The organism is Streptomyces sp. NPDC000983, from assembly GCF_040299205.1.
In the GTDB taxonomy this organism is placed as follows: Bacteria; Actinomycetota; Actinomycetes; order Streptomycetales; family Streptomycetaceae; genus Streptomyces.
In genome coordinates this window covers 67,590-92,802 of record NZ_JBEPBM010000028.1, presented here as the reverse complement: position 1 = coordinate 92,802, position 25,213 = coordinate 67,590, and the positions used below count along the sequence as shown (strand labels likewise).

Annotated in this window: 18 protein-coding genes; 10 read left to right on the top strand and 8 right to left on the bottom strand. The window is 69.9% G+C overall.

Annotated elements, in window-relative coordinates:
- Positions 1-111 precede the first annotated feature (111 nt).
- Positions 112-603 (top strand): hypothetical protein, encoded by a 492-nt coding sequence (locus ABT296_RS27660; RefSeq protein ID WP_351931364.1) that lies wholly within the window; start codon positions 112-114, stop codon positions 601-603.
- Between the two features lie 245 nt (positions 604-848).
- Positions 849-1,061 carry a hypothetical protein gene (locus ABT296_RS27655; protein WP_351931363.1) on the top strand — a complete coding sequence of 71 codons (213 nt, stop codon included), beginning with the start codon at positions 849-851 and terminating at the stop codon, positions 1,059-1,061.
- An 87-nt stretch (positions 1,062-1,148) separates the two neighbouring features.
- Here ABT296_RS27655 and ABT296_RS27650 read toward each other — a convergent pair whose 3' ends face one another.
- Complete coding sequence (locus ABT296_RS27650; protein ID WP_351931362.1) at positions 1,149-1,598, bottom strand: VOC family protein; 450 nt, start codon at positions 1,596-1,598, stop codon at positions 1,149-1,151.
- A gap of 2 nt (positions 1,599-1,600) precedes the next feature.
- Positions 1,601-2,131, bottom strand: coding sequence for a pyridoxamine 5'-phosphate oxidase family protein (locus ABT296_RS27645; protein ID WP_351931361.1), 531 nt, complete (start codon positions 2,129-2,131; stop codon positions 1,601-1,603).
- 100 nt (positions 2,132-2,231) lie between these two features.
- Between ABT296_RS27645 and ABT296_RS27640 the strand changes: the two genes are divergently transcribed.
- The gene (locus tag ABT296_RS27640; protein WP_351931360.1) at positions 2,232-5,228 is read left to right on the top strand and encodes a bifunctional [glutamine synthetase] adenylyltransferase/[glutamine synthetase]-adenylyl-L-tyrosine phosphorylase; all 2,997 of its coding nucleotides are present in this window, start codon (positions 2,232-2,234) and stop codon (positions 5,226-5,228) included.
- On the opposite strand, the gene ABT296_RS27635 is transcribed toward ABT296_RS27640, so the two are convergent.
- Both ABT296_RS27635 and ABT296_RS27630 read right to left on the bottom strand, forming a co-directional pair.
- Positions 5,225-6,085: a phosphatase PAP2 family protein gene (locus tag ABT296_RS27635; RefSeq protein WP_351931359.1), complete on the bottom strand. Its 861-nt coding sequence runs from the start codon at positions 6,083-6,085 to the stop codon at positions 5,225-5,227. The two genes, ABT296_RS27640 and ABT296_RS27635, sit on opposite strands and share 4 nt — an antisense overlap.
- Before the next feature lie 132 nt (positions 6,086-6,217).
- On the bottom strand, positions 6,218-7,252 hold the full coding sequence (locus tag ABT296_RS27630; RefSeq protein WP_351931358.1) for a LacI family DNA-binding transcriptional regulator: 1,035 nt from the start codon (positions 7,250-7,252) through the stop codon (positions 6,218-6,220).
- 380 nt (positions 7,253-7,632) lie between these two features.
- Between ABT296_RS27630 and ABT296_RS27625 the strand changes: the two genes are divergently transcribed.
- The 4 genes from ABT296_RS27625 to ABT296_RS27610 all read left to right on the top strand — a co-directional run bounded on the left by ABT296_RS27625 (position 7,633) and on the right by ABT296_RS27610 (position 12,725).
- Positions 7,633-8,901 carry an extracellular solute-binding protein gene (locus tag ABT296_RS27625; RefSeq protein WP_351931357.1) on the top strand — a complete coding sequence of 423 codons (1,269 nt, stop codon included), beginning with the start codon at positions 7,633-7,635 and terminating at the stop codon, positions 8,899-8,901.
- 102 nt (positions 8,902-9,003) lie between these two features.
- Complete coding sequence (locus tag ABT296_RS27620; protein ID WP_351931356.1) at positions 9,004-10,008, top strand: carbohydrate ABC transporter permease; 1,005 nt, start codon at positions 9,004-9,006, stop codon at positions 10,006-10,008.
- A 13-nt stretch (positions 10,009-10,021) separates the two neighbouring features.
- Positions 10,022-10,939 (top strand): sugar ABC transporter permease, encoded by a 918-nt coding sequence (locus tag ABT296_RS27615; protein WP_351931355.1) that lies wholly within the window; start codon positions 10,022-10,024, stop codon positions 10,937-10,939.
- 121 nt (positions 10,940-11,060) lie between these two features.
- The gene (locus tag ABT296_RS27610) at positions 11,061-12,725 is read left to right on the top strand and encodes a glycoside hydrolase family 13 protein (RefSeq protein WP_351931354.1); all 1,665 of its coding nucleotides are present in this window, start codon (positions 11,061-11,063) and stop codon (positions 12,723-12,725) included.
- A gap of 69 nt (positions 12,726-12,794) precedes the next feature.
- Here the strand turns inward: ABT296_RS27610 and ABT296_RS27605 are convergent, their stop codons facing one another.
- Positions 12,795-14,864, bottom strand: a complete 2,070-nt coding sequence (locus ABT296_RS27605) for a carbohydrate-binding module family 20 domain-containing protein (RefSeq protein WP_351931353.1) — start codon at positions 14,862-14,864, stop codon at positions 12,795-12,797.
- 199 nt (positions 14,865-15,063) lie between these two features.
- Between ABT296_RS27605 and ABT296_RS27600 the strand changes: the two genes are divergently transcribed.
- From ABT296_RS27600 to ABT296_RS27590, 3 genes are all read left to right on the top strand, one after another.
- Positions 15,064-16,440 carry an alpha-amylase gene (locus tag ABT296_RS27600; protein WP_351931352.1) on the top strand — a complete coding sequence of 459 codons (1,377 nt, stop codon included), beginning with the start codon at positions 15,064-15,066 and terminating at the stop codon, positions 16,438-16,440.
- A gap of 134 nt (positions 16,441-16,574) precedes the next feature.
- The gene (pulA, locus tag ABT296_RS27595) at positions 16,575-21,965 is read left to right on the top strand and encodes a pullulanase-type alpha-1,6-glucosidase (RefSeq protein ID WP_351931351.1); all 5,391 of its coding nucleotides are present in this window, start codon (positions 16,575-16,577) and stop codon (positions 21,963-21,965) included.
- An 86-nt stretch (positions 21,966-22,051) separates the two neighbouring features.
- Entirely contained in the window at positions 22,052-22,405 is a 354-nt protein-coding gene (locus ABT296_RS27590) for a 5-carboxymethyl-2-hydroxymuconate Delta-isomerase (RefSeq protein ID WP_351931350.1), read from the top strand.
- A 16-nt stretch (positions 22,406-22,421) separates the two neighbouring features.
- Here the strand turns inward: ABT296_RS27590 and ABT296_RS27585 are convergent, their stop codons facing one another.
- The 3 genes from ABT296_RS27585 to ABT296_RS27575 are packed head-to-tail and all read right to left on the bottom strand — an operon-like array spanning position 22,422 to position 25,129.
- Entirely contained in the window at positions 22,422-23,111 is a 690-nt protein-coding gene (locus ABT296_RS27585; RefSeq protein ID WP_351931349.1) for a TetR/AcrR family transcriptional regulator, read from the bottom strand.
- A 57-nt stretch (positions 23,112-23,168) separates the two neighbouring features.
- Positions 23,169-24,218 (bottom strand): PDR/VanB family oxidoreductase, encoded by a 1,050-nt coding sequence (locus ABT296_RS27580; protein WP_351931348.1) that lies wholly within the window; start codon positions 24,216-24,218, stop codon positions 23,169-23,171.
- On the bottom strand, positions 24,215-25,129 hold the full coding sequence (locus ABT296_RS27575) for a metal-dependent hydrolase (RefSeq protein ID WP_351931347.1): 915 nt from the start codon (positions 25,127-25,129) through the stop codon (positions 24,215-24,217). Before ABT296_RS27575 ends, ABT296_RS27580 begins: the two co-directional genes overlap by 4 nt.
- Positions 25,130-25,213 lie beyond the last annotated feature (84 nt).

Genomic DNA, 25,213 nt, shown 5'->3' with positions numbered 1-25,213 from the left:
GCCGGGCCGTCGGGCCCCGATCGGGGACGCAGGGGCCGCCCTTCGCCGGAACCGGACTTGGCCGCCTCGGGTCATCTGGTCCCGTCGTGACGGGGCCCGTACTCTGCGCACATGGAGTGGGGGACCCTGGGCGCTGCGGCCGTGGGTGCGTTCTTCGGAATCGGCGCGACGCTGATCTCTGATGTCGTTCGCTTCCGGCGGGAGAGGGAGCAGCGGTGGGCCGACACCAAGCGGGTCGCATACGCGCGGTTTCTGACCGCACTGGCCCAAGCCCACAGTCGTATGACATTGGCGGCAGCCAGCGGCGTAACAGGTCCTGCTCGGCAACAGGCCGTTCACGACGCCTTCCTCAGTGACCCTCAACATTCGGATGCCAAATCCGTCCTCAGGGAACTGGGCTTGGCTGCGCCTGATGACATTTATCAGGCTGCCGTGCCCCTTTACCAGCAGCTCAGAATCGTTCGCGACCTGCTGGCCGAGGACGGCACGAGCTTCGAGTCGCCCGAGTATCAGCAGGTGAGTCACCCCTTCTTCGCGGACATGGATCGTTTGCAGCGCCTCATGCGGAACGATCTGCAACCGCCGACCCGTCGTCGCGCCTGAGCCGCAACCCGCGGACACCTCATCAGGAGGCGGCCCCGGCGCTTGCGGGCGGGGGCGAAGGCGGTGCCGCACGGCCGACCGGCCGGGGTGACCTTGTGGACGACGACTCCCTACGCCCACATCGTCAGAGCCGCCTAGGTCATCCGAGCGGCGAGAATGCACCGGTTCAAGGGATTGCCCGCTTCTGATACGAAACTCCATAATCGGGCGAAACGGAAACGGGTGTGGCATTGGGGGTGCGGTACGTGAGTTACGGCTGGGACGACGCGGGTGACGACGCTTTCGGTGCCTTGATCAAAATAGCAATCCAAGAGGGTTACGGCGCGGCCAAGAAATGGCTGAAGAATAACCCTGAAGCTGTGGACGTGGGTAAGGCTGCATTTCTTGCCCAGCTCAATCCGGTGCTGGGCGGAATGGCGGCTCTGGAGCTGTGGCAGTACGGAAAGAAGAGGGCGTAGAGCCGACCGCGGACGCATCCAGCGCAATACACAGCGGTGTGGCCCCGCTTCCCCAGGGGCGGGGGAGCGGGGCCACAGTCGTCGGGGTCAGCCCGCGGACGTCGACTGGTCCGTCAGGAACTTGTGCAGGGGCTCCTCGCGGCGGCGGCGGTACTCCTGGATCGACCAGCCGTTGCCGTCGGGGTCCTTGAAGTACATGAACGTCGCGCCGTCGTCCGGCGTGTACTGCACCGGGTCCGACACGTCGAGACCTCGCCCCACCAGCTCCGCGTGCGCCGCCTTGATGTCGGCCACGCACAGCTGGAGGCCCTGGTAGGAGCCGGGCTCGGGTGTGGTCTCGCCCTTGGTGAGGTCCCAGATGCTGTCGCCGAGCGCGATCGAACAGCCCGAGCCGGGAGGCGTCAGCTGGACGATCCGCATGCCCGGCATGACCTCCTGGTCGATGTCGACATGGAAGCCCACCTTGTCCCGGTAGAAGTCCCTGGCTCGGTCGATGTCGCTCACGGGCAGCGGGATCACTTCAAGGGTGAAGTCCATCGCTAGTCCTCCCTGGAGAATCGCCAACGGGTCTGGCTGAACGGCTCCCCCTTACCGAAGCCGAAAACCGTCCGCGGCGCCACCGAGAACACGAAGGCGTGTCCCGGTCCGTGACGGAAGCAGCCGTCGCGGACCTCGAAGTGCCAGAAACTGCCGTACTTCTCCTCCCAGGCGGCCGCCAGAGCGCCGAGCCGCTCCTCCTCCGTCACCCGCACCGCGGTGCCCTCCACCACGAGGTCGTAACCGCGGTCCCAGGTGTTCGTGCCCGTGGTCAGCACCACCTCCGGATTGGCCGCGAGGTTGCGGGCCTTGCGCTCCTCGGGGCCGGTGCAGAAGTGCAGGGCGCCCGCCGACCACACCGCCGGCAGCGGCGTGACGTGCGGGCGCCCGTCCGGCCGTACCGTCGAGATCCAGAACAGCTCGGCCGACGCCAGCAGCTCCAGCGCCTCGGGCCAGGGTCTCGCCACGGCCCGCTCGTCGCTGTAACGGGCGTCCAGCACGGTGTCGGGCGGGGTCGTACGGGGCTCGGTCATACAGGGCAGACCCCTCACGGCGCCGGAACTCATCGGAGCTTCCCACCCGCTCTGCGGTTACGCTCGATCCGGTACGACCTTGATCGGACAGGAGGCCGGGATGACGGCGCCGGGGCGCAGGAGCAGCACCTTCACACGGCTGCTGCGGCACGGCTTCACCGATCCGAGCGCCGCCGAGCGGCTGCTGGAGGCCCCCGAACTCGCCCCCGTCCGCCAGGACCCGGTGCTGCTGGAGGCGCTCGGCGCCACCGCCGACCCCGACCTCGCGCTGCACGGTCTGGTCCGGCTGCTGGAGGCCCAGCCCGGCCCCACCGACCACCGCGAACTGCTGGACACCCTGATAGCCGCCAAACCGCTGCGCGACCGGCTCCTCGGGGTGCTCGGCGCCTCCTCCGCGCTCGCCGAGCACCTCGCCCGGCACTCCGGGGACTGGCGGGCCCTGGTCACCTACGAGCCCCGGGACCTGCATCCCGGCGTCGCCGAGTTCGAGCGTGGCCTCGCCGAGGCCACCGACCCCGTCTCGCTGCGCGTCGCCTACCGGCGCTGCCTGCTCTCCATCGCCGCCCGCGACGTGTGCGGCACCACCGACCTCGCCGAGTCCGCCGCCGAACTGGCCGACCTCGCCACCGCGACCCTGCGCGCCGCCCTCGCCCTGGCGAAGGCCGACGCCCCCGACGACGACGCCGCCTGCCGGCTCGCGGTGATCGCCATGGGCAAGTGCGGCGGCCACGAACTCAACTACGTCTCCGACGTCGACGTCATCTTCGTCGGCGAGGCCGCCGACGGCGCCGACGAGACCAAGGCCCTCAGAGCCGCCACCCGGCTGGCCTCGCACATGATGCGGATCTGCTCCGAGACGACCGTCGAGGGCTCCATCTGGCCCGTCGACGCCAACCTGCGCCCCGAGGGCCGCAACGGACCCCTGGTGCGCACCCTCAGCAGCCACCTCGCCTACTACCAGCGCTGGGCGAAGACCTGGGAGTTCCAGGCGCTGCTCAAGGCCCGCCCGGTCGCCGGCGACCTCGAACTCGGCGAGCAGTACGTCGCCGCCCTCGACCCGCTGGTCTGGAAGGCCGCCGAGCGGGAGAACTTCGTCACCGACGTGCAGAAGATGCGGCGCCGGGTGGTGGAGAACATCCCCGTCGCCGAACTCGACCGCCAGCTCAAGCTCGGCCCCGGCGGACTCAGGGACGTCGAGTTCGCCGTACAGCTGCTTCAGCTGGTGCACGGGCGGGCCGACGCCTCGCTGCGCAGCGGCACCACCCTGGACGCCCTCAAGGCCCTCGCCGCCGGCGGCTACGTCGCCCGCGCCGACTTCGCCCAGCTCGACGCCGCCTACCGCTTCCTGCGCTCCATGGAGCACCGCATCCAGCTCTACCGGCTGCGCCGCACCCACCTCGTCCCCGAGGACGACGCCGACCTGCGCCGTATCGGCCGCTCGCTGGGCCTGCGCAGCGACCCGGTCGTCGACCTCAACCGCGAGTGGCGGCGGCACGCCACCGTCGTACGGCGGCTGCACGAGAAGCTGTTCTACCGCCCGCTGCTCGACGCCGTCGCCCAGCTCGCCCCCGGCGAGGCCCGGCTGAGCAGCGAGGCGGCCCGGGAACGGCTGATCGCGCTCGGCTACGCCGACCCGGCGGCCGCCCTGCGTCACCTGGAGGCGCTGGCCTCCGGCGTCACCCGCAAGGCCGCCATCCAGCGCACCCTGCTGCCCGTCCTGCTCGGCTGGTTCGCCGACTCCGCCGACCCCGACGCCGGCCTGCTGAACTTCCGCAAGGTCTCCGACGCCCTCGGCAAGACCCCCTGGTACCTGCGGCTGCTGCGCGACGAGGGCGCGGCCGCGGAGAACCTGGCGCGGGTGCTGTCCGCCGGGCGCCTCGCCCCCGACCTGCTGATGCGGGCCCCCGAGGCGGTGGCGCTGCTCGGCGACGGCGACGGCGGCGGTCTGGAACCGCGCCCCCACGCCCACCTGGAGCAGGAGATCCTCGCCGCGGTCGGCCGGGCCGACGGCGGCGCCCAGGCGGTCACCGCGGCCCGCGGGGTGCGCCGCCGCGAACTGTTCCGTACGGCCGCCGCCGACATCGTCGGCTCCTACGGCACCGAGGCCCAGCCCGCCGCCGCCGACCAGGGCGCGCTGGTGGACCTGGTCGGCGGCGCCGTCTCCGACCTGACCGCCGCGACCCTGGCCGGCACCCTGCGCGCGGTGGTCCGCGAGGGCTGGGGCGACACCCTGCCCACCCGGTTCACCATCATCGGCATGGGCCGCTTCGGCGGCCACGAGCTGGGCTACGGCTCCGACGCGGACGTCCTGTTCGTCCACGAACCCCGCGAGGGCGTCGACGAGCAGGAGGCGGCCAAGGCCGCCGGCCGCGTCGTCTCCGAGATGCGCCGCCTGCTCCAGATCCCCAGCGCCGACCCGCCCCTGCTGATCGACGCCGACCTGCGCCCCGAGGGCAGGACCGGCCCGCTGGTGCGCACCCTGAAGTCGTACGGGGCCTACTACCGGCGCTGGTCGCTGGTGTGGGAGTCGCAGGCGCTGCTGCGGGCCGAACCGGTCGCCGGGGACGACGACCTCGGCCGCCGCTTCGTCGAGCTGATCGACCCGCTGCGCTACCCGGCCGCCGGGCTCGCCGACGACGCGGTCCGCGAGATCCGCCGGCTGAAGGCCCGGATGGAGACCGAGCGCCTGCCGCGCGGCGCCGACCCCAAGCTCCACACCAAGCTCGGGCCCGGCGGCCTGTCCGACGTCGAGTGGACGGTCCAGCTGCTCCAGCTGCGCCACGGCGCGGGTCTGCCCGGACTGCGCACCACCCGCACCCGGGCCGCCCTGTCCGCGGCAGCCGAGGCCGGGCTGATCCCCGCCGAGGACGCGGCGACCCTCGACGAGGCGTGGGTCCTGGCCACCCGGGTCCGCAACGCCGTGATGCTCGTCCGGGGCCGGGCCGGGGACACCTTCCCCTCGGACCCCCGGGAACTCGCCGCCGTGGGCCGCTACCTCGGCTACGGCCCCGGCCGTGTCGGCGACATGCTCGACGACTACCGCCGCACCGCCCGCCGGGCCCGGGGCGTGGTGGACGAGCTGTTCTACGGCGGCTAGGCGGAGGTCCGGGGCTTTCGCGTCGGCTCCGGCGACGGCACCGCCTGCGGCAGCGAGTACGGCAGGGCGCCGTACCAGAGCCGGGCCACCCCGTAGCCGAAGGCCAGGCAGAGCAGGCCGCCGACCGCGTCGAGCCAGAAGTGGTTGGCGGTGGCGACGATCACCACCAGGGTGGCCACCGGGTACAGCAGGCCCAGCACGCGCGCCCAGGGCACCGAGGCCAGCGCGAAGATCGTCAGGCCGCACCACAGGGACCAGCCGATGTGCATCGACGGCATGGCGGCGTACTGGTTCGACATGTTCTTCAGGTCGCCCGAGGCCATCGAACCCCAGGTCTGGTGGACCAGGACCGTGTCGATGAACGCGCCGCCGGTCATCAGCCGGGGCGGAGCGAGCGGATACAGGTAGTAACCGAGCAGGGCCACACCGGTGGTGGCGAAGAGGACCGTGCGGGTCGCCGCGTAACGGCCCGGATGGCGGCGGAAGAGCCAGACCAGCACGCCGAGGGTCACCACGAAGTGCAGCGTGGCGTAGTAGTAGTTCATGCCGACGATGAGCCAAGTCACCGAGTTCACGGCATGGTTGAAGGACTCCTCGACGGCGAGCCCGAGGGCGTGCTCGGCGTTCCAGATCCAGTCCGCGTTGCGCAGCGCCTCGGCCTTCTGCTCCGGGACGGCGTTGCGGATCAGTGAGTACGTCCAGTAACTCACCGCGATCAGCAGGATCTCGAACCAGAGCCGGGGACGGCGCGGGGCGCGCAGCCGGCTCAGCAGGTCCGGTCGCCCGGAGGCCGTGACGGTGTGCGGAGCGGCCGCCTGATCGCGGTCTTCCAGCTCGGTCACGGTCGAGTCACCCATAGGCCCAGATCCTGCCAGATACGCCTTCCCCGACCGATCATCCTCCGGTCCGGTTCCGGGCGCACGTCCTACGACGGGCGGATGCCCGTCGTCTCCTCCGGCGGCACGGTACAGGGCCGGACTCGATCCGTCCTAAGGACGGTTTCGGTCCCCAGGGGCAGAAGCGGTCGAACCGCGCACCACCAGTTCCGGCATGAACACGAACTCACTGTGGGGCGCCGGAGTCCCGCCGATCTCCTCCAGCAACGTGCGCACCGCGGCCTGGCCCATCGCCGGCACCGGCTTGCGGACCGTCGTCAGGGGCGGGTCGGTGAAGGCGATCAGGGGGGAGTCGTCGAAGCCCACCACGGAGATGTCCGTGGGGACCTCCAGCCCCCGCTGCCGGGCCGCCCTTATCGCGCCCAGGGCCATCATGTCGCTGGCGCAGACGACCGCGGTGCAGTCGCGGTCCATCAGGGCCGTGGCGGCCGCCTGGCCGCCCTCCAGGGTGTACAGCGAGTGCTGGACCAGCTCGGTCTCTATGACCTCGGCGGCCAGGTTCAGCTGGTCCTGCATGGTGCGGACGAAACCGTCGATCTTCCGCTGGACCGGCACGAACCGCTTCGGGCCGAGCGCCAGACCGATCCGGGTGTGGCCGAGGGAGACCAGGTGCGTCACGGCGAGGGTCATCGCCGCCCGGTCGTCGGGGGAGATGAAGGGGGCCTGCACCTTGGGGGAGAAGCCGTCGACCAGGACGAAGGGGACACCCTGGGCGCGCAGCCGCTCGTAGCGCTGCATGTCGGCGGTGGTGTCCGCGTGCAGTCCGGAGACGTAGATGATGCCCGCGACGCCGCGGTCGACGAGCATCTCGGTCAGCTCGTCCTCGGTGGAGCCGCCCGGCGTCTGGGTGGCCAGCACCGGTGTGTAGCCCTGCCTGGTCAGCGCCTGCCCGATGACCTGGGCGAGGGCGGGGAATATCGGGTTCTCCAGCTCGGGGGTGATCAGCCCCACGAGGCCTTCGCTGCGCTGCCGCAGACGGACCGGGCGTTCGTAGCCCAGGACGTCGAGGGCAGCCAGGACGGACTGGCGAGTGGTGGCGGCGACGCCCGGCTTCCCGTTGAGGACGCGGCTGACGGTCGCTTCGCTCACCCCCGCCTGCGCAGCGATATCAGCAAGCCGTGTGGTCACGGCACTGGACTGTACCGGTCGTATGTCGCCTTGCACACCAATCGGGCGTCGGGTGCGGACGGTTGACCGGCGCGACGCGCCTTGCTGTGACATGGCGTCCCCTCGTGAAACTGACGGCAAGAGCTTGCAGAGTCTTGCACAACACCTCCAGCCCCCGCTCGACCCCGGAGAACAACGGTCTCACCGCTGTCGCCGAGAGGTCACGCGCGGGTAACTTCCGTGATGCCTTGCACTTTTTTTCTGCAAGGTCTTTCGCGCCGCTTACATCGCTGTTACGTTCACGTCGCCCGGCGGCCGCAACGGCGCAGTCGGCAAGACGGCAGGGCAGGCAGACGGGGCCTTCCCTGTTACACACGGGCTTTCACCCTCAAGGAGAACTCATGCGGCGTGGCATAGCGGCCACCGCGCTGGTGGCGTCCATCGCCCTCGCGGCGACGGCCTGCGGCGGGGACAGCGACAGCGGCGACAAGGCCGACGGTCCGGTCACCATCACCTGGTGGGACACCTCCAACGCCACCAATGAGGCGCCGACGTACCAGGCCTTGGTCAAGGAGTTCGAGGCCGCCAACAAGAACATCAAGGTCAAGTACGTCAACGTCCCCTTCGACCAGGCGCAGAACAAGTTCGACACCGCCGCCGGTTCCAAGGGCGCGCCGGACATCCTGCGTTCCGAGGTCGGCTGGACCCCCGCCTTCGCCAAGAAGGGCTTCTTCCTGCCGCTGGACGGCACCGAGGCCCTCGCGGACGAGGCCAAGTTCCAGCCCAGCCTGATCGAGCAGGCCAAGTACGAGGGCAAGACCTACGGTGTGCCCTTCACCACGGACACCCTCGCCTTCGTCTACAACAAGGAGCTCTTCGAGAAGGCCGGCGTCGAGGCGCCCGAGAACTGGGACGACCTGAAGAAGGCCGCCGCCAAGATCAAGAGCAAGACGGGTGTCGACGGTTACTGGGGCTCCACCCAGGCCTACTACGCCCAGTCCTTCCTGCACGGCGAGGGCACCAACACGGTCGACGCCGAGGGCAAGAAGATCACCGTGAACTCCGCCGAGGCCAAGAAGGCGTACGGCACCTGGCTCGACCTGTTCGACGGCAAGGGCCTGCACAAGGCCGACACCACCGCCGACGCCTACGCCCACATCCAGGAGGCGTTCGTCAACGGCAAGGTGGCCTCGATCATCCAGGGCCCGTGGGAGATCACGAACTTCTACAAGGGTTCGGCGTTCAAGGACAAGGCCAACCTCGGTATCGCCAAGGTTCCGGCCGGCTCCGCGGGCCAGGGCGCCCCGACCGGTGGCCACAACCTGTCGGTCTACGCCGGTTCCGACGCCGCGCACCAGGAGGCGTCCCTGAAGTTCGTGAACTTCATGACCTCCGCCAAGGCCCAGGAGACCATCGCGCTGAAGAACTCCACGCTGCCCACGCGTGAGGACGCCTACAGCGTCAAGGTCGTCGCCGACCCCGGCATCGCCGGTTACCAGGGTGTCCTGGCCGTGGCCCAGCCGCGCCCGGCGCTGCCCGAGTACAGCTCCCTGTGGGGCCCGGTCGACACCGAGCTCCTGGCCATCGCCGGTGGCAAGAAGTCCCTGGACGAGGGTCTGAGCAGCGCTGAGACCGCCATCGCCAAGCTGGTGCCGGACTTCAGCAAGTGATGACAGTGGCCGTCGGGTCCCGCCTGTAGAGGGGGAGGGACCCGGCGGCCGCCGCCCTGTGCCCGGGCCCTGCCCCTGATCTTCCAGAAGGTGTCGAGAACCATGACAGTCGCCATCGACCGCGCCACCGGCAAGCGCCACGGTGACCGCGCTCCGCGGCCCGGGCTGGGCCAGCGCCTGAAGCACGCCTACCACAAGCACTGGTACGCCTACGCGATGATCACCCCGGTGATCGTCGTCCTCGGCGTCCTCGTGCTCTACCCGCTGGCCTACGGCTTCTATCTCACGCTCACGGACGCCAACAGCCTCAACACGGGCCGCACCATCGGCGTCAACGAGATCGAGGCCACCTACAAGTTCATCGGCCTGGACAACTACGCCGACATCCTGTGGGGCGAGACCTCCTACGACCGGTTCTGGTCCCACTTCATCTGGACGATCGTGTGGACGGGCGCCTGTGTCGCCCTGCACTACAGCCTCGGTCTGGGCCTCGCGCTGCTGCTCAACCAGAAGCTGCGCGGCCGCACCCTGTACCGGCTCATCCTGATCCTGCCCTGGGCCGTGCCGACCTTCGTCACCGTCTTCGGCTGGCGCTTCATGCTCGCCGACGGCGGCGTCATCAACTCCGGCCTGGAGTTCCTGCACCTGCCGACCCCGCTGTGGCTGGAGGACACCTTCTGGCAGCGGTTCGCCGCGATCATGGTGAACACCTGGTGCGGTGTGCCGTTCATGATGCTGTCGCTGCTCGGCGGACTGCAGTCCATCGACTCCACGCTCTACGAGGCCTCCGAGATGGACGGCGCGAGCAAGTGGCAGCAGTTCCGCTACGTCACCCTGCCCGGCCTGCGCTCGGTCAGCTCCACCGTGATCCTGCTCGGCATCATCTGGACGTTCAACCAGTTCGCCATCATCTTCCTGCTCTTCGGCGACACCGCACCCGACGCGCAGATCCTCGTCACCTGGGCCTACTACCTCGGCTTCGGACAGCAGCCCCGCGACTTCGCGCAGTCGGCCGCCTACGGCATGCTCCTGCTCGCCATCCTGATCGTCTTCACCTCCTTCTACCGCCGCTGGCTGAACCGCAATGACGAGCAGCTCTCGATCTGAGGCAGGAGTTCCCATGAGCACCACTACCGTTGAGACCTCCGCCGAGGCCGAGGCTCAGAAGGAGACCCCCGTGGCCCCCACCCCGGGCAAGGCGCGCAGCCGCGGCGACAGGAGCCTCGCCGGCTCGCTGCTCTCGCACGGCATCCTGATCGTGGCGAGCCTGGCCGCCCTCTTCCCCATCGCCTGGCTGGTGTTCCTGTCCCTCGGCCCGGACAAGGACGACTACCTGCACCCCGGCGGCATCTGGGGGAAGATGACGCTGGACAACTACTCGTACGTCCTGACGGAGACCAAGTTCTTCGACTGGCTGACGAGCACGATGATCGTCTCGCTCGGCACCACGATCATCGGCGTGATGATCGCCGCGACCACCGGCTACGCCGTCTCGCGGATGCGGTTCCCCGGCTACAAGAAGTTCATGTGGGTCCTCCTGGTCACCCAGATGTTCCCGATCGCCGTCCTCATCGTGCCGATGTACCAGATCCTCTCCGACCTCCAGCTGGTCGACAGCTTCCTCGGTCTGATCCTGGTCTACTGCTCGACCGCGGTGCCCTACTGCGCCTGGCTGCTCAAGGGCTACTTCGACACCATCCCCTTCGAGATCGACGAGGCGGGACGCGTCGACGGACTGAGCCCCTTCGGCACCTTCGTCCGGCTGATCCTGCCGCTCGCCAAGCCCGGTCTCGCGGTCGCGGGCTTCTACAGCTTCATCACCGCGTTCGGCGAGGTCGCCTTCGCCTCGACGTTCATGCTGTCCGACACGAAGTACACCTTCGCCGTCGCCCTGCAGACCTTCGTCAGTGAGCACGACGCCCAGCGCCAGCTGATGGCCGCCACCGCGGTGCTGATCGCGATACCGGTCTCCGCCTTCTTCTACCTGGTCCAGAAGAACCTGGTGACCGGCCTCACCGCCGGCGGCACGAAGGGCTGACGCCCCCCAGACCCGAGGCGGCCGCGGCTGTCCATCCGACCCCGCCGACACCGCGGCCGCCTCGCTGAACGCCGTACCGACGAGACCCATGACCTCGACCCCATTACGCAGCAAGGACACCATGAGCCAGCACTCCGCCGACTCGGCAACGAACTCCGCCGTAGCCACCGTCGCCCACAGCCGCGACTGGTGGCGGGACGCGGTGATCTACCAGGTCTATCCGCGCAGCTTCGCCGACAGCAACGGCGACGGCATGGGCGACCTGGAAGGCGTACGCTCCCGACTTCCCTACCTGCGCGACCTCGGCGTGGACGCCGTGTGGCTGAGCCCCTTCTACGCCTCCCCGCAGGCGGACGCGGGCTACGACGTCGCCGACTACCGTGCCGTCGACCCCATGTTCGGCAACCTGCTCGACGCCGACGCGCTCATCCGCGACGCCCGCGAGCTGAGCCTGCGCATCATCGTCGACCTGGTCCCCAACCACTCCTCCGACCAGCACGAGTGGTTCAAGCGCGCGCTGCGCGAGGGCCCCGGCTCCCCGCTGCGCGACCGCTACCACTTCCGCCCCGGCAAGGGTGAGAACGGCGAACTCCCGCCCAACGACTGGGAGTCCATCTTCGGCGGCCCGGCGTGGACCCGCGTCGAGGACGGCGAGTGGTACCTGCACCTCTTCGCGCCCGAGCAGCCCGACTTCAACTGGGACCACCCCGCGGTCGGCGACGAGTTCCGCTCGATCCTGCGGTTCTGGCTGGACATGGGCGTCGACGGCTTCCGCATCGACGTGGCCCACGGCCTGGTCAAGGCCGACGGACTGCCCGACCTCGGCGACCACGACCAGCTCAAGCTGCTGGGCAACGATGTCATGCCGTTCTTCGACCAGGACGGCGTGCACGCGATCTACCGCCAGTGGCGGACGATCCTCGACGAGTACGCGGGCGAGCGCATCTTCGTGGCCGAGGCGTGGACGCCGACCGTCGAGCGCACCGCCAACTACGTGCGCCCCGACGAGCTGCACCAGGCGTTCAACTTCCAGTACCTGGGCACCGCCTGGGACGCCGAGGAGCTGCGCACCGTCATCGACCGCACGCTGGAGGCGATGCGCCCGGTGGGCGCCCCCGCCACCTGGGTGCTGTCGAACCACGACGTGACCCGGCACGCCACCCGCTTCGCCAACCCGCCCGGCCTCGGCACCCAGATCCGTACGGCCGGCGACCGTGAACTGGGCCTGCGCCGGGCCCGCGCGGCCACCCTGCTGATGCTGGCCCTGCCCGGCTCGGCCTACGTCTACCAGGGCGAGGAACTGGGCCTGCCGGACGTCGTCGACCTGACCGACGACGTCCGGCAGGACCCGGCGTTCTTCCGCGGCGCCGGCCAGGACGGCTTCCGCGACGGCTGCCGGGTGCCGATCCCGTGGACCCGCGAGGGCTCCTCCTACGGCTTCGGCGCCGGCGGCAGCTGGCTGCCCCAGCCGGCCGAGTGGGCCGAGCTGAGCGTGGAGGCGCAGACCGGCGTGGCCGGTTCGACGCTGGAGCTGTACCGAGCCGCCCTCGCCGCCCGCCGCTCCGAGCCCGACCTCGGCGCCGGTGACTCGGTCGAGTGGCTGAAGGCCCCCGAGGGCGTCCTCGCCTTCCGCCGCGGCGAGTTCGTCTGCGTGGCGAACACCACCGGCGAGTCGGTCACCGTCCCGGTCCGCGGCCGGCTGCTCCTCGCCAGCGGCGAGGTGGCCGAGACGGACGGCGAGGCGAAGCTGCCCGCCGACACCACCGCCTGGTGGACCACCGCCTGACGACAGCACGACGGCACGACCGAGCGCCGCCACCCGGATCACGGGTGGCGGCGCTCGGCGTTTCGCGCGCTACTTCCAGGTGTCGGTCGCGGTGTACCCCGCGGAACCGCCCGTGCTGTACGAGCGGTTGGTGCCCGACTCCCAGGTGACGTTCCCGGAGCCGTCCTTCTTGATGTACTTGTACTCGAAGGCCGTGTTCCTCGGCACGATCACCGTCCTGCTCCAGGTCGGGTACGCCGCCGAGGAGAGCGGTACGGCGTCGGCCGGGTTCCAGGAGCCCAGGGAGGCGACGGAGCCGACGACGTAGACGTTGGTGCCCAGGGTCGTCGTGGCGTTGACGTTGAAGGTGACGTCGGTGGCGCCCGCGCTCGCCAGGTTCCAGGAGTTGTCCAGGCTCAGTGCCGAAGTCGTCGCCGAGGCGCTCCGGTTGGCGTTGGACTCCCAGGTGACGTTCCCGGCGGCGTCCTTCTTGATGTACTTGTACTCGAAGGACGTGTTGACCGGCACGCTCACCGCGCCCGACCAGACGGGGTACCCGGCCGAGGAGAGCTTGACCGCCTTGGAGGTGTCCCAGCCGCCGAGCGCGGCGACGGAGCCCACGACGTACACGTCCTGGCCCGAGGTGGTGGGCGCGTACGCGTTGAAGGTGGCCGTGACGGTGGTGCCGCCGTCGTCCGGCTCCTCGCAGGCCGAGTCGCACGGGGTGAACTCGCCGTCGTAGAAGGCGATCGCGCCCTTCGCCGGCACGGTGAGCGTGGCGTTGCCGCCGGAGACCGTGACCGTGGTGGCGCCGTTGTCGACGACGTTGGCGTAGGTGCCGTCGGCCATGCCGGTGGCGAAGGTGTAAGTCGCCGCGGAGGAGCCGTTGTTCAGGGCGACGTAGCCGGCCGTGCCCCGGCCGAAGCCGATCACGCCGGAGGACTTGCCCGACCAGTTGGTCACCGACTCCGAACCGACCGCGTTGTGCCACTTCACCATGCCGGTGATGGCGGTGTCCCGCTGGAGGCAGTACCAGCCGCTCGAACAGTTGGTGTCGGTGACGAAGCCGTTCGAGTTCGGCGGGGCCTGGTCGGAGGAGGAGAACTCGAAGCCCGAGTAGACGGTCGGCGTCGACCACTTGTAGGCGAGCTGGAAGATGTTGGCCAGCCGGTAGGTGTCACCGTCCTTGTAGCTCAGGTGCAGGCCGTTGCGCTCGGTGTCGTGGTTGGTCACGAAGGACACCGAGTTGGCGGGGGTCAGCGCACCGGAGGAGGGCAGCGACGCCAGGTCGCTGATGTTGCCCTGGAACGAGGACTTGACCTTGCTCGCGTAGGAGAAGTCCAGGACGTCGCCGGCGGAGTAGTAGTCGGAGGCGGCCGGGGTCGAACCCGGGTAGACCTCCTGGAAGATGTACGGCTCGGCGCCGGACGTCGTGTTGTCGAGCTTCGCCCAGATCGCGTTGAGGTCGGCCACCGGCATGTGCTTGGCCGCGTCGATCCGGAAGCCGTCCACGCCGAGCGCGATCTGCCGGTTGAGGTAGGCGGCGATGCCGGAGCGGACGTCGTCGTCCTCGGTCTCCAGGTCCGGCAGGCCCAGCAGCTCGCAGTTCTGGATCTCGGTGAGGTTCGACCAGTCGTCGATGATCATGTCCGAGTCGTTGCACTCGGCCGAGGTGTGGAAGTCGTCCGGGTCCCAGTTCGGGGTGTCGTACTTGTTGCTGATGGTGGTGCCGTTGTAGCCGGTGCCGGTCTGGGCGGCGGTGTGGTTGATCACCGCGTCGGTGTAGACCTTCACGCCGGCGTCGTGGCAGGCGTCCACCATCGAGGCGAAGTCGGCCGCCGTCCCGAAGCGGCCGCTGAGCTCGTAGGAGTAGGGCTGGTAGACGTCCCACCAGTAGTAGTTGGTCTGCTTCAGGGACTCCGACGGGGGCGCCACCCACACCGCGCCGTACCCGTTCGGGCCGAGGACGTCGGTGCACTCGGCGGCGACGGAGTCCCAGTTGTAGGACCACAGGTTGGCGATCACGTCGCCGGAGGCGGTGGCGTCGGCCCGGGCGGGGGCGGCGGGCAGCGCGACGGCGCCGGCCAGGGCGAGGGCGCCCGCGCCGGCCAGGCTCGCCACGCGGCCGCGGAGCGTGCCCGGGGGTCGGTCATGTCTCATGTGCGGCTCCGGATGGGGGAGTTGGATTCAGCGGCTTTCAACAACTGGTGAGACTGGGGGAGTTGAGAAGGGCACGTCAAGGGATCGTTTGAAAGTTCTTGCTGTGAGTTTCAAGCCACTTGCTGTAAACGTTTCGTTAGCGGTACGTTCCGCGAACGCCGGGCAACGGAGCCCGGCACTCCCCCACAAGGAGTCATCCGTGATATCGAGATGGTCCGTCGCCGCGATCGCGCTCGCCGCCACGGCGGCCGGCGTCCTGGTCCCCACAAGTGCCTACGCCTCCCCGCCCGGCACCAAGGACGTCACCGCGGTGATGTTCGAGTGGAACTTCGCCTCGATCGCCAAGGAGTGCACCAACACCCTCGGCCCCGCCGGATACGGCTATGTGCAGGTCTCCCCGCCCGCCGAGCACATCCAGGGCGCGCAGTGGTGGACGTCGTACCAGCCGGTGAGCTACAAGATCGCCGGACGGCTCGGCAACCGCACGGCCTTCCAGAACATGGTCAACACCTGCCACACGGCCGGGGTCAAGGTCGTCGTCGACACCGTCATCAACCACATGTCCGCGGGCAGCGGCACCGGCACCGGCGGCTCGTCGTACTCGAAGTACAACTACCCAGGTCTGTACTCCTCCTACGACTTCGACGACTGCACCGCTCAGATCACCAACTACCAGGACCGCTGGAACGTCCAGCGCTGCGAGCTGGTCGGCCTCGCCGACCTCGACACCGGTGAGAGCTACGTCCGTTCGGCCATCGCCGGCTACATGAACGACCTGCTCTCCCTCGGCGTCGACGGCTTCCGGATCGACGCGGCCAAGCACATGGACGCCGCCGACCTCGCCAACATCAAGTCCCGGCTGAGCAACCCGTCCGTCTACTGGAAGCAGGAGGCCATCTACGGCGCGGGCGAGGCCGTCCAGCCCACCGAGTACACCGGCAACGGCGACGTCCAGGAGTTCCGCTACGCCTACGACCTCAAGCGGGTCTTCAACAACGAGAACCTCGCCTACCTGAAGAACTACGGCGAGGGCTGGGGGTACATGGGCAGCGGTGTCTCCGGGGTCTTCGTCGACAACCACGACACCGAGCGCAACGGCTCCACGCTCAACTACAAGGACGGCGCCAACTACACCCTGGCCAACGTCTTCATGCTCGCCCACCCCTACGGCGCCCCGGACGTCAACTCCGGCTACGAGTGGTCCAACATCGACGCCGGCCCGCCCAACGGCGGTACGGTGAACGCCTGCTGGCAGGACGGCTGGAAGTGTCAGCACGCCTGGCCGGAGATCAGGTCGATGGTCGCCTTCCGCAACACCACCCGCGGTACGGCGATCACCAACTGGTGGGACAACGGCGGCGACGCCATCGCCTTCGGGCGCGGCAGCAAGGGCTACGTGGCCATCAACCACGAGTCGGGCAGCCTGAGCCGCACCTACCAGACCTCGCTCCCCGCGGGCACGTACTGCAACGTGCAGAACAACACCACTGTCAGTGTGAACGGCTCCGGCCAGTTCACCGCCACCCTCGGCGCCAACACCGCTCTGGCCATCTACGCGGGCAAGAGCTCCTGCTGAACGGGGCGCCGGCCAACTCGGACCGCTGAAATGTTTTTCCAGCTGTTTCAAGACTCTTGCTGTAAGCCTTTCCACGGCGATACGGTCGCGCGGGGTCGGACCCGCAGAGCCGTACATCGCAAGGAGTCCACGTCTTGATACCGAGATGGCCGGCGCCGCCCAGGCGTCGCACCGCGCAGGCCGGACGGGTCGCCGCGGTCACCGTGACCGCTCTGGCCGCGGCACTCGTCCAGCCGCTCGCGGCCCGGGCCGCTACCCCGCCCGCACCGCCGTCCGACGCGAGGCTCGCCGCAGAGCCCGCCCGGCACGAGTCCACCCGCGAGCAGTTCTACTTCGTGCTCCCGGACCGCTTCGCCAACGGCGACACCGCCAACGACAAGGGCGGTCTGACCGGCACCCGGCTCACCACCGGCCACGACCCCACCGACAAGGGGTTCTACCAGGGCGGTGACCTCAAGGGCCTGACCAAGCGGCTCGACTACATCAAGGGCCTCGGCACCACCTCCATCTGGATGGCGCCGATCTTCAAGAACCAGCCCGTGCAGGGCACCGGCAGCAACGCCTCGGCCGGCTACCACGGTTACTGGATCACCGACTTCACCCAGGTCGACCCGCACTTCGGGACCAACAAGGACCTGGAGACCCTCATCGCCAAGGCGCACGCCAAGGGCATGAAGGTCTACTTCGACGTCATCACCAACCACACCGCCGACGTCGTCGACTACGAGGAGAAGTCCTACGACTACCTCGCCAAGGGCGCCTTCCCGTACCTGACCAAGGACGGCGAGCCCTTCGACGACACCGACTACGCGGACGGGAAGCGGGACTTCCCCGACGTCGACACCGACTCCTTCGCGCGCACCCCGAAGGTGAGCAAGAACAACAAGGTGCCGTCGTGGCTCAACGACCCGACGATGTACCACAACCGGGGCGACTCCACCTTCGCCGGTGAGAGCTCCGAGCAGGGCGACTTCTCCGGCCTGGACGACCTGTGGACCGAGCGTCCCGAGGTGGTCGAGGGGATGGAGAAGATCTACCAGCGCTGGGTCAGGGACTTCGGCATCGACGGCTTCCGGATCGACACCGTGAAGCACGTCAACATGGAGTTCTGGACCCAGTGGGCCACCGCCCTGGACGACTACGCCGCCAAGCGGGGCCAGGACGACTTCTTCATGTTCGGCGAGGTGTACTCCGCCGACACCGACATCACCTCCCCGTACGTGACGCGGGGCCGCCTCGACGCCACCCTCGACTTCCCCTTCCAGGAGGCGGCCCGCCAGTACGCCTCCCAGGGCGGCAGCGCGCAGCGGCTCGCGAACGTCTTCGCCGGTGACTACAAGTACACGACCGACAAGGCCAACGCGTACGAGCAGGTCACCTTCCTCGGCAACCACGACATGGGCCGCATCGGGTACTTCCTGAACCAGGACGACAAGGACGCCACCGACGCGGAGCTGCTGAAGAAGGCGAAGCTCGCCAACGAGCTGATGTTCCTCAGCCGCGGCAACCCCGTCGTCTACTACGGCGACGAGCAGGGCTTCACCGGCGCCGGCGGCGACAAGGACGCCCGCCAGACCCTGTTCGCCTCGAAGACCGCCGACTACCTCGACGACGACCGGATCGGCACCGACGCCACCCACGCCGAGGACGCCTACGACACGAGCGCCCCGCTGTACCGGCAGATCAGCGCCCTCGCCCAGCTCCGCAGGGCGAACCCGGCGCTCGCCGACGGCGTCCAGACCGAGCGCTACGCGGCCGACGGAGCCGGCGTCTACGCCTTCTCCCGCTTCGCCACCGACCGCACCGAGTACGTCGTCGCCTTCAACAACGCCACCGAGGCGAAGACGGCGACCTTCGCCACCGGCTCGGCCGGCCAGCGCTTCAAGGGCATCCACGGCACCACCGCCACCGTGACCTCGGACGCCGACCGGAAGATCACCGTCACCGTCCCGGTCGGCTCCGCGATCGTCCTCAAGGCCGCCGGACGGCTCGGCACCCCCGCCGCCAAGCCGGCCGTCACCCTCAAGGCCCCGGCGGCAGGCGCCACCGGCACCGTGGAGATCGGCGCCGACGTCGACGGCGGACAGCTCAACCGGGTCGTCTTCGCCGCCCAGACGGGCAACGGCAAGTGGAAGACGCTCGGCTCCGCCGACCACGCCCCCTACAAGGTCACGCAGTACATCGGCGAGGACGTGCCCGCCGGAACCGCCCTGCGCTACAAGGCGGTCGTGATCGACTCCGCCGGCCGGACGGCGAGCGCCACCGCCGCCTCCACCACCGGCACCCCGCCCGCCGAGGAGACGCCCACCGCCTCCTCCCGGGACTACGCGGTCGTCCACTACAAGCGCGCGGACGGCGACTACGCGAACTGGGGCCTGTACGCCTGGGGCGACCTCGCCGAGGGCGAGGCCACCAACTGGCCGGACAGCCACCCCTTCATCGGCCGGGACGCCTACGGCGCCTTCGCCTACGTCAAGCTCAAGCCCGGCGCCTCGAACATCGGGTTCCTCGTCATCGACAAGGACGGCAACAAGGACGTCTCCGCCGACCGCACGATCGACGTCACCGAGACCGGTGAGATCTGGATCGAGCAGGGCAAGGAGGACGTGCGCACCGAGCGGCCCGAGTACCCGGCGCAGGACAGGTCCAAGGCCGTCCTGAACTACCACCGCGCCGACGGCGACTACGACGGCTGGGGCCTGCACGTCTGGACGGGTGCCGCGAACCCCACCGAGTGGTCGAACCCGCTCAAGCCGGTGAAGACTGACAGCTATGGTTCGGTCTTCGAGGTTCCGCTCACCGACGGCGCCACCAGCCTCAGCTACATCCTGCACAAGGGCGACGAGAAGGACCTGCCCTCCGACCAGTCGCTGGACCTCACCGCCAACGGCCACGAGGTGTGGCTGGTGAGCGGCCAGGAGAAGTACCTGCTGCCGCAGCCCGCGGGCAGCGCCGCCGCCCTCGACCTGACCACCTCCAAGGCGGTCTGGATCGACCGGAACACCCTCGCCTGGAACGGCTCGGAGGCGGCCGCCTCCACCCAGCTGGTCTACTCCGGCACCGGCTCCGTCAAGGTCGAGGACGGCGCCCTGACCGGCGCCGACCAGCAGTGGCTGCGCCTGTCGAAGTCCACGCTCACCGACGCCCAGAAGGCGAAGTTCCCGCACCTGAAGGCGTACACCGCCTGGACGGTCGACCCGCGCGACCGCGACCGGGTGCGCGAGGCCCTGCGCGGCCAGGTCGTCGCCTCCCAGCGCGCGGCCAACGGCGCCGTGCTCGCCGCGACCGGCGTGCAGATCGGCGGCGTCCTGGACGACCTGTACGACGCCACGAAGGCCGACCTCGGGCCGACCTTCAGCAAGGGCCGTCCCACGCTCTCGGTGTGGGCGCCCACCGCGCAGAAGGTCTCCCTGGAACTCGGCGGCTCCCTGGTGCCGATGAAGCGGGACTCCGCCACCGGCGTCTGGTCCGTCACGGGCTCCAAGTCCTGGAAGAACAAGCCCTACCGGTACGTCGTGCAGGTGTGGGCGCCCAGCGTCGCCGAGGTCGTCACCAACAAGGTCACCGACCCCTACTCCGTCGCCCTGACCGCCGACTCGGCGCGCAGCCTCGTCGTCGACCTCAAGGACAGGTCGCTGGCCCCGGCCGGCTGGTCGACGTACACCAAGCCCAGGGCCGTCCCGCTGAAGGACGCGCAGATCCAGGAGCTGCACGTCCGGGACTTCTCGGTCGAGGACTCCACCGCCTCCCACCGGGGCACCTACCGGGCCTTCACCGACAAGCTCAGCGACGGCTCCAAGCACCTGCGCAAGCTGGCCGATGCGGGCACCTCCTACGTCCACCTGCTGCCCGCGTTCGACATCGCCACCATCCCCGAGAAGAAGGCCGACCAGGCGACCGTCGACTGCGACCTGGCCTCCTTCCCGGCCGACTCCGAGCGCCAGCAGGAGTGCGTGGCCAAGGCGGCCGCGAAGGACGCCTACAACTGGGGCTACGACCCGTACCACTACACGGTTCCCGAGGGCTCCTACGCCACCGACCCCGACGGCACGGCCCGCAACGTCCAGTTCCGCGAGATGGTCAAGGCGCTCAACGAGGACGGCCTGCGCGTCGTCATGGACGTCGTCTACAACCACACCGCCTCCAGCGGCCAGGCGGCCACCAGCGTCCTGGACCGGATCGTCCCCGGCTACTACCAGCGGCTCCTCGCCGACGGCTCGGTCGCCAACAGCACCTGCTGCGCCAACACGGCCACCGAGAACGCCATGATGGGCAAGCTCGTCGTGGACTCGATCGTCACCTGGGCCAAGGAGTACAAGGTCGACGGCTTCCGATTCGACCTGATGGGCCACCACCCCAAGGAGAACATCCTCGCGGTCCGCAAGGCCCTGGACGCCCTGACCCTGAAGAAGGACGGCGTCGACGGCAAGAAGATCATCCTGTACGGCGAGGGCTGGAACTTCGGCGAGGTCGCCGACGACGCCCGCTTCACCCAGGCCACGCAGAAGAACATGGCCGGCACCGGCATCGCCACCTTCTCCGACCGCGCCCGGGACGCGGTGCGCGGCGGCGGCCCCTTCGACGAGGACCCGGGCGTCCAGGGCTTCGCCTCCGGCCTCTACAACGAGCCCAACTCCTCCCCGGACAACGGCACCACCGCCGAGCAGAAGGCCCGGCTGCTGCACTACCAGGACCTGATCAAGGTCGGTCTCTCCGGAAACCTCGCGGCGTACCGCTTCACCGACACCAGCGGCAAGGAGGTCAGCGGCGCCGAGGTCGACTACAACGGCCAGCCCGCCGGTTACGCGGACGCGCCGGGCGACGCCCTCGCCTACGCCGACGCGCACGACAACGAGTCCCTGTTCGACGCGCTCGCCTTCAAGCTGCCGGTGACGACGAGCGCCGACGACCGGGCCCGGATGCAGGTCCTCGCCATGGCGACCGCCACCCTCTCGCAGGGCCCGGCGCTCTCCCAGGCGGGCACCGACCTGCTGCGCTCCAAGTCCCTGGACCGCAACTCCTACGACAGCGGCGACTGGTTCAACGCCATCCACTGGAACTGCGCCGACGGCAACGGCATGGGCCGCGGCCTGCCGATGGCCGCCGACAACCAGTCCAAGTGGTCCTTCGCCAAGCCGCTGCTCGGCGCGGTGAAGGTGGGCTGCGAGCAGATCGACGGGGCCTCGGCCGCGTACCGGGACCTGCTCAGGATCCGGTCGACGGAGGGGGCGTTCTCGCTCGGCACGGCCGCGCGGGTGCAGGAGAAGCTCGCCTTCCCGCTCTCCGGCACGGACGAGACGCCCGGTGTCATCACCATGCGCCTCGGTGACCTGGTCGTCGTCTTCAACGCCACCCCGCAGCAGCAGGAGCAGAAGGTCGCCGGCCTGGCCGGCACCGGCTACCGGCTGCACCCGGTGCAGGCCGCCGGCGCGGACACCGTGGTGAAGAAGTCCGCCTACGCCGCGGAGTCGGGCACCTTCACGGTCCCGGCCCGCACGGTGGCGGTGTTCACCCGGGCCGGCTGACCCCGGTCTCACCTGTAGGGCCTGTCCGGCGCACCCCGCCGGACAGGCCCTACAGTGCTGCTGTCCCCCGGAGAACAGGAGTGCTCATGCCGCAGATCACCGTCGAACGTTCCCCCGCGCTCGACCACGTGGACTGGGAGGGCTTCGCGACCGCCCTGCACCCGGTCGTCGTCGAGATCGCCGCGGCGCGGCTGGAGGCGTGCAAGACACGGGTCCTGCGCACCGAGGACGAGGCCGTCGGCGCCGAGCACCAGGGCCACGCCATCGTCCAGGTCACGCTCGCCCTGCTCGCCGGACGCAGCGAGGAGACCAAGGCGCTGCTGACCGAGGCCGTGGTGGACCTGCTGCGCAAGCACGTCGAGCCGGTGGACGGACTGCGGCTGCACCTGTCCGCCGAGGTCCGCGAACTCGACCCCTCCTACCGCAAGGCCGAGATCTGAGTCACCCCGGCCGCGTCTAGGACGCCAGGGTGATCAGGCGGGCGGCCAGGTCGCCGAACGGGCCCTCGGCCGGTTCGTCCCGCAGGACGCGCCGCAGCAGCGCCGTCATCTCCTCGTCGTAGGCGGCGCTCACGGCGGCCAGCGCGGCGAAGTCGTGCACCAGCTGCACCTCCAGCTCCGCCCGCGGGATGCGCCGCCCGTCCAGCCAGAGCAGCGCCGTGGACTCGGCCAGCGAGATCCACGAGCGGACCACCAGCTCCAGCCGTGCGGGCGGCTCCTGGACCCGCAGATGCGCCAGGATCTGCTCGTACGCCGCCTGCCGTACGGAGTCGACGAGCGCGTTGGTGGTCGAGGAGCCGACCGCCGGGCCGCCGCGCATCAGCGCCGAGAAGCCGGGCCCGTGCTCGTCGACGAAGTCGAAGTAGCGGCGCATCACGCGCAGCAGCCGCGCCCCGAGCGGACCCTCGTGCGGCTCCACGAACCGGGACGCCAGATCGTCCGAGGCGCGCTTCAACGCGGCCTCGTACAGGCTGAGTTTGCCGGGGAAGTAGTGGTAGACCAGCGGACGGGAGATGCCCGCCGCCGACGCTATCTCGTCGATGGAGACCTCGTCGGGCGAGCGGCGGCTGAACAGGTCGAGGGCCACGCCGATCAACTGCTGCCGTCGCTCCTCGACACCCATTCTGCGGCGCACCCCGGTACTCATACGAACACCTTACCGATCGGATTCGGCCCCCGAACGGGCCGCTCCGGCCGCGGGTGTTCACATGTCCAGCACCAGGCGCTCACCCCGTGCCCGCGAGACGCAGATGAGCATCGAGCCGTCACGCTCCGCGTCCGTCAGCAGCTCGTCCCGGTGCTCCACCTCACCCTCCAGCACCCGCTGTTGACAGGTCCCGCAGAAGCCCTGCTCGCAGGAGTACGGCGTGTTCGGCAGCTCCGCGCGCACCGCGGCCAGCACCGTGGAATCGGCCGGCACGGTCACCGTCCGCCCGCTGCGCCGCAGTTCGACCTCGAAGGGGGCGTCGCCCGCCGCCCGGGCGCGTGGCGCGAACCGCTCCAGACGCACCTCCGGGACCCGTTCCTCCACCGCCGCCATCAGCCCCTCGGGACCGCAGCAGTACACGGCCGCGTCCTCGGGTGCCCCCGCGAACAGCGCGTCCAGGTCGGGCGTTCCGCTCTCGTCCTCGGCGACGACCGTCACCCGGCCCCGCCCGGCGTCCAGCTTCTCGATCTCCTCAAGGAACGGCATCGAGGCCCGCGTCCGCCCGCCGTACAGCAGCCGCCAGTCGGCGCCCTCGGGCAGCGCCCGCAGCATCGGCAGGATCGGCGTGATGCCGATGCCCCCGGCCACGAATACGTAACCCCCCGCCGGCACCAGCGGGAAGCGGTTCCGCGGTCCGCGCACCTCCAGCTCCTGCCCCGCCCGGACCCGCTCGTGCACCTCGCGCGAACCGCCCCGCCCGTCCTCGACCAGCCGCGCGGCGACCGTGTACGACGAGGTGTCCTCCGGGTCCCCGCACAGCGAGTACTGCCGGACCAGGCCCGAGGGCAGCACCAGGTCCAGATGCGCGCCCGGCTCCCAGCGCGGCAGCCCGGCCCCTTCCAGGCGCAGCCGTACGACCCCGTCGGCGACCGGCTCGTGCGCCGTCACCCGCAGCCGCAGGGCCCGCGACCGGGGGCGCCCGGAGACCGGTTCGTCCAGCGCCGGCATCGGCCACAGCGGGGAGTCCTGGATACGCCGGCGCAGCGCGCGCCGCGCCAGCAGCGCCGTACCCGCCACCACGGCGACCGTGGTGAGGCGGGGCGTCACGGCGTCCCCTTCTCCGCCGCGAGGGCGGCCAGAGCGGCGGGGGAGGAGGCCAGGTAGGCCACCGCCTGCTCGGTGGAACCCTCCTGGGAGGGGTGGTAGTCGCGGCTCAGATAGCGGGGGATGGAGCGGAGCATGGCCCCGGTCGAGGGCAGCACCCCGCGCCGCCCGCGGACGTGGAAGGCACGGAAACTCGCCCTTCCGTCGACCAGCGTCGGATCGTTCGCCATGAAGAAGCGGGCCCCGCGCTGCCACAGGAACACCAGCGCCGTGAACGCCGTCGCCCAGGTCCGCACCCGCCGCCGGTAGCCGCCGTCGACGTGCTCGAACAGCTCGAAGGCCACGGACCGGTGCTCGACCTCCTCGGCGCCGTGCCAGCGCAGCAGGTCCAGCATGGTGGGATCGGCGCCCCGCCGGTCCAGCGCGTCCGCGTTGAGCACCCAGTCGCCGAGGAAGGCGGTGTAGTGCTCGATGGCCGCGATCAGCGCGACCCGCTCCATCAGCCACCAGCGGCGTGCCCGGCCCGGCGGCAGGGTCCGGTCCCCGAGCAGCTTCTCGAACAGCCAGTCCACCTGCGCCGTGTACGGCGTCGGGTCCAGCCCCAGCTCCTTCAGACGCGGCAGCACCTCGTCATGGGCCTGGGAGTGCATCGCCTCCTGGCCGATGAACCCGATGACGTCCGCCCGCAGCCGCTCGTCCCGGATGTACGGAAGGACCTGCTTGTACACATGGACGAACCAGCGCTCACCGGCGGGCAGCAGCAGATGCAGCACATTGATGGTGTGCGTGGTGAACGGGTCCCCCGGCACCCAGTGCAGCGGGGTGTCCTCCCAGGAGAAGGACACCTTGCGCGCCCTGAGCGCGGTCCGTTCGCCCTCGACGGGCCGGGGCACCCGGGCCTGCTTGTTAGACATGACGTCAATGTACTGACGGGTAGGGGCGGGGGAAACCCTCGTGCGGCGACTTCTTCGGCGCTCGGTCCTTCGGCGCCGAGCTTG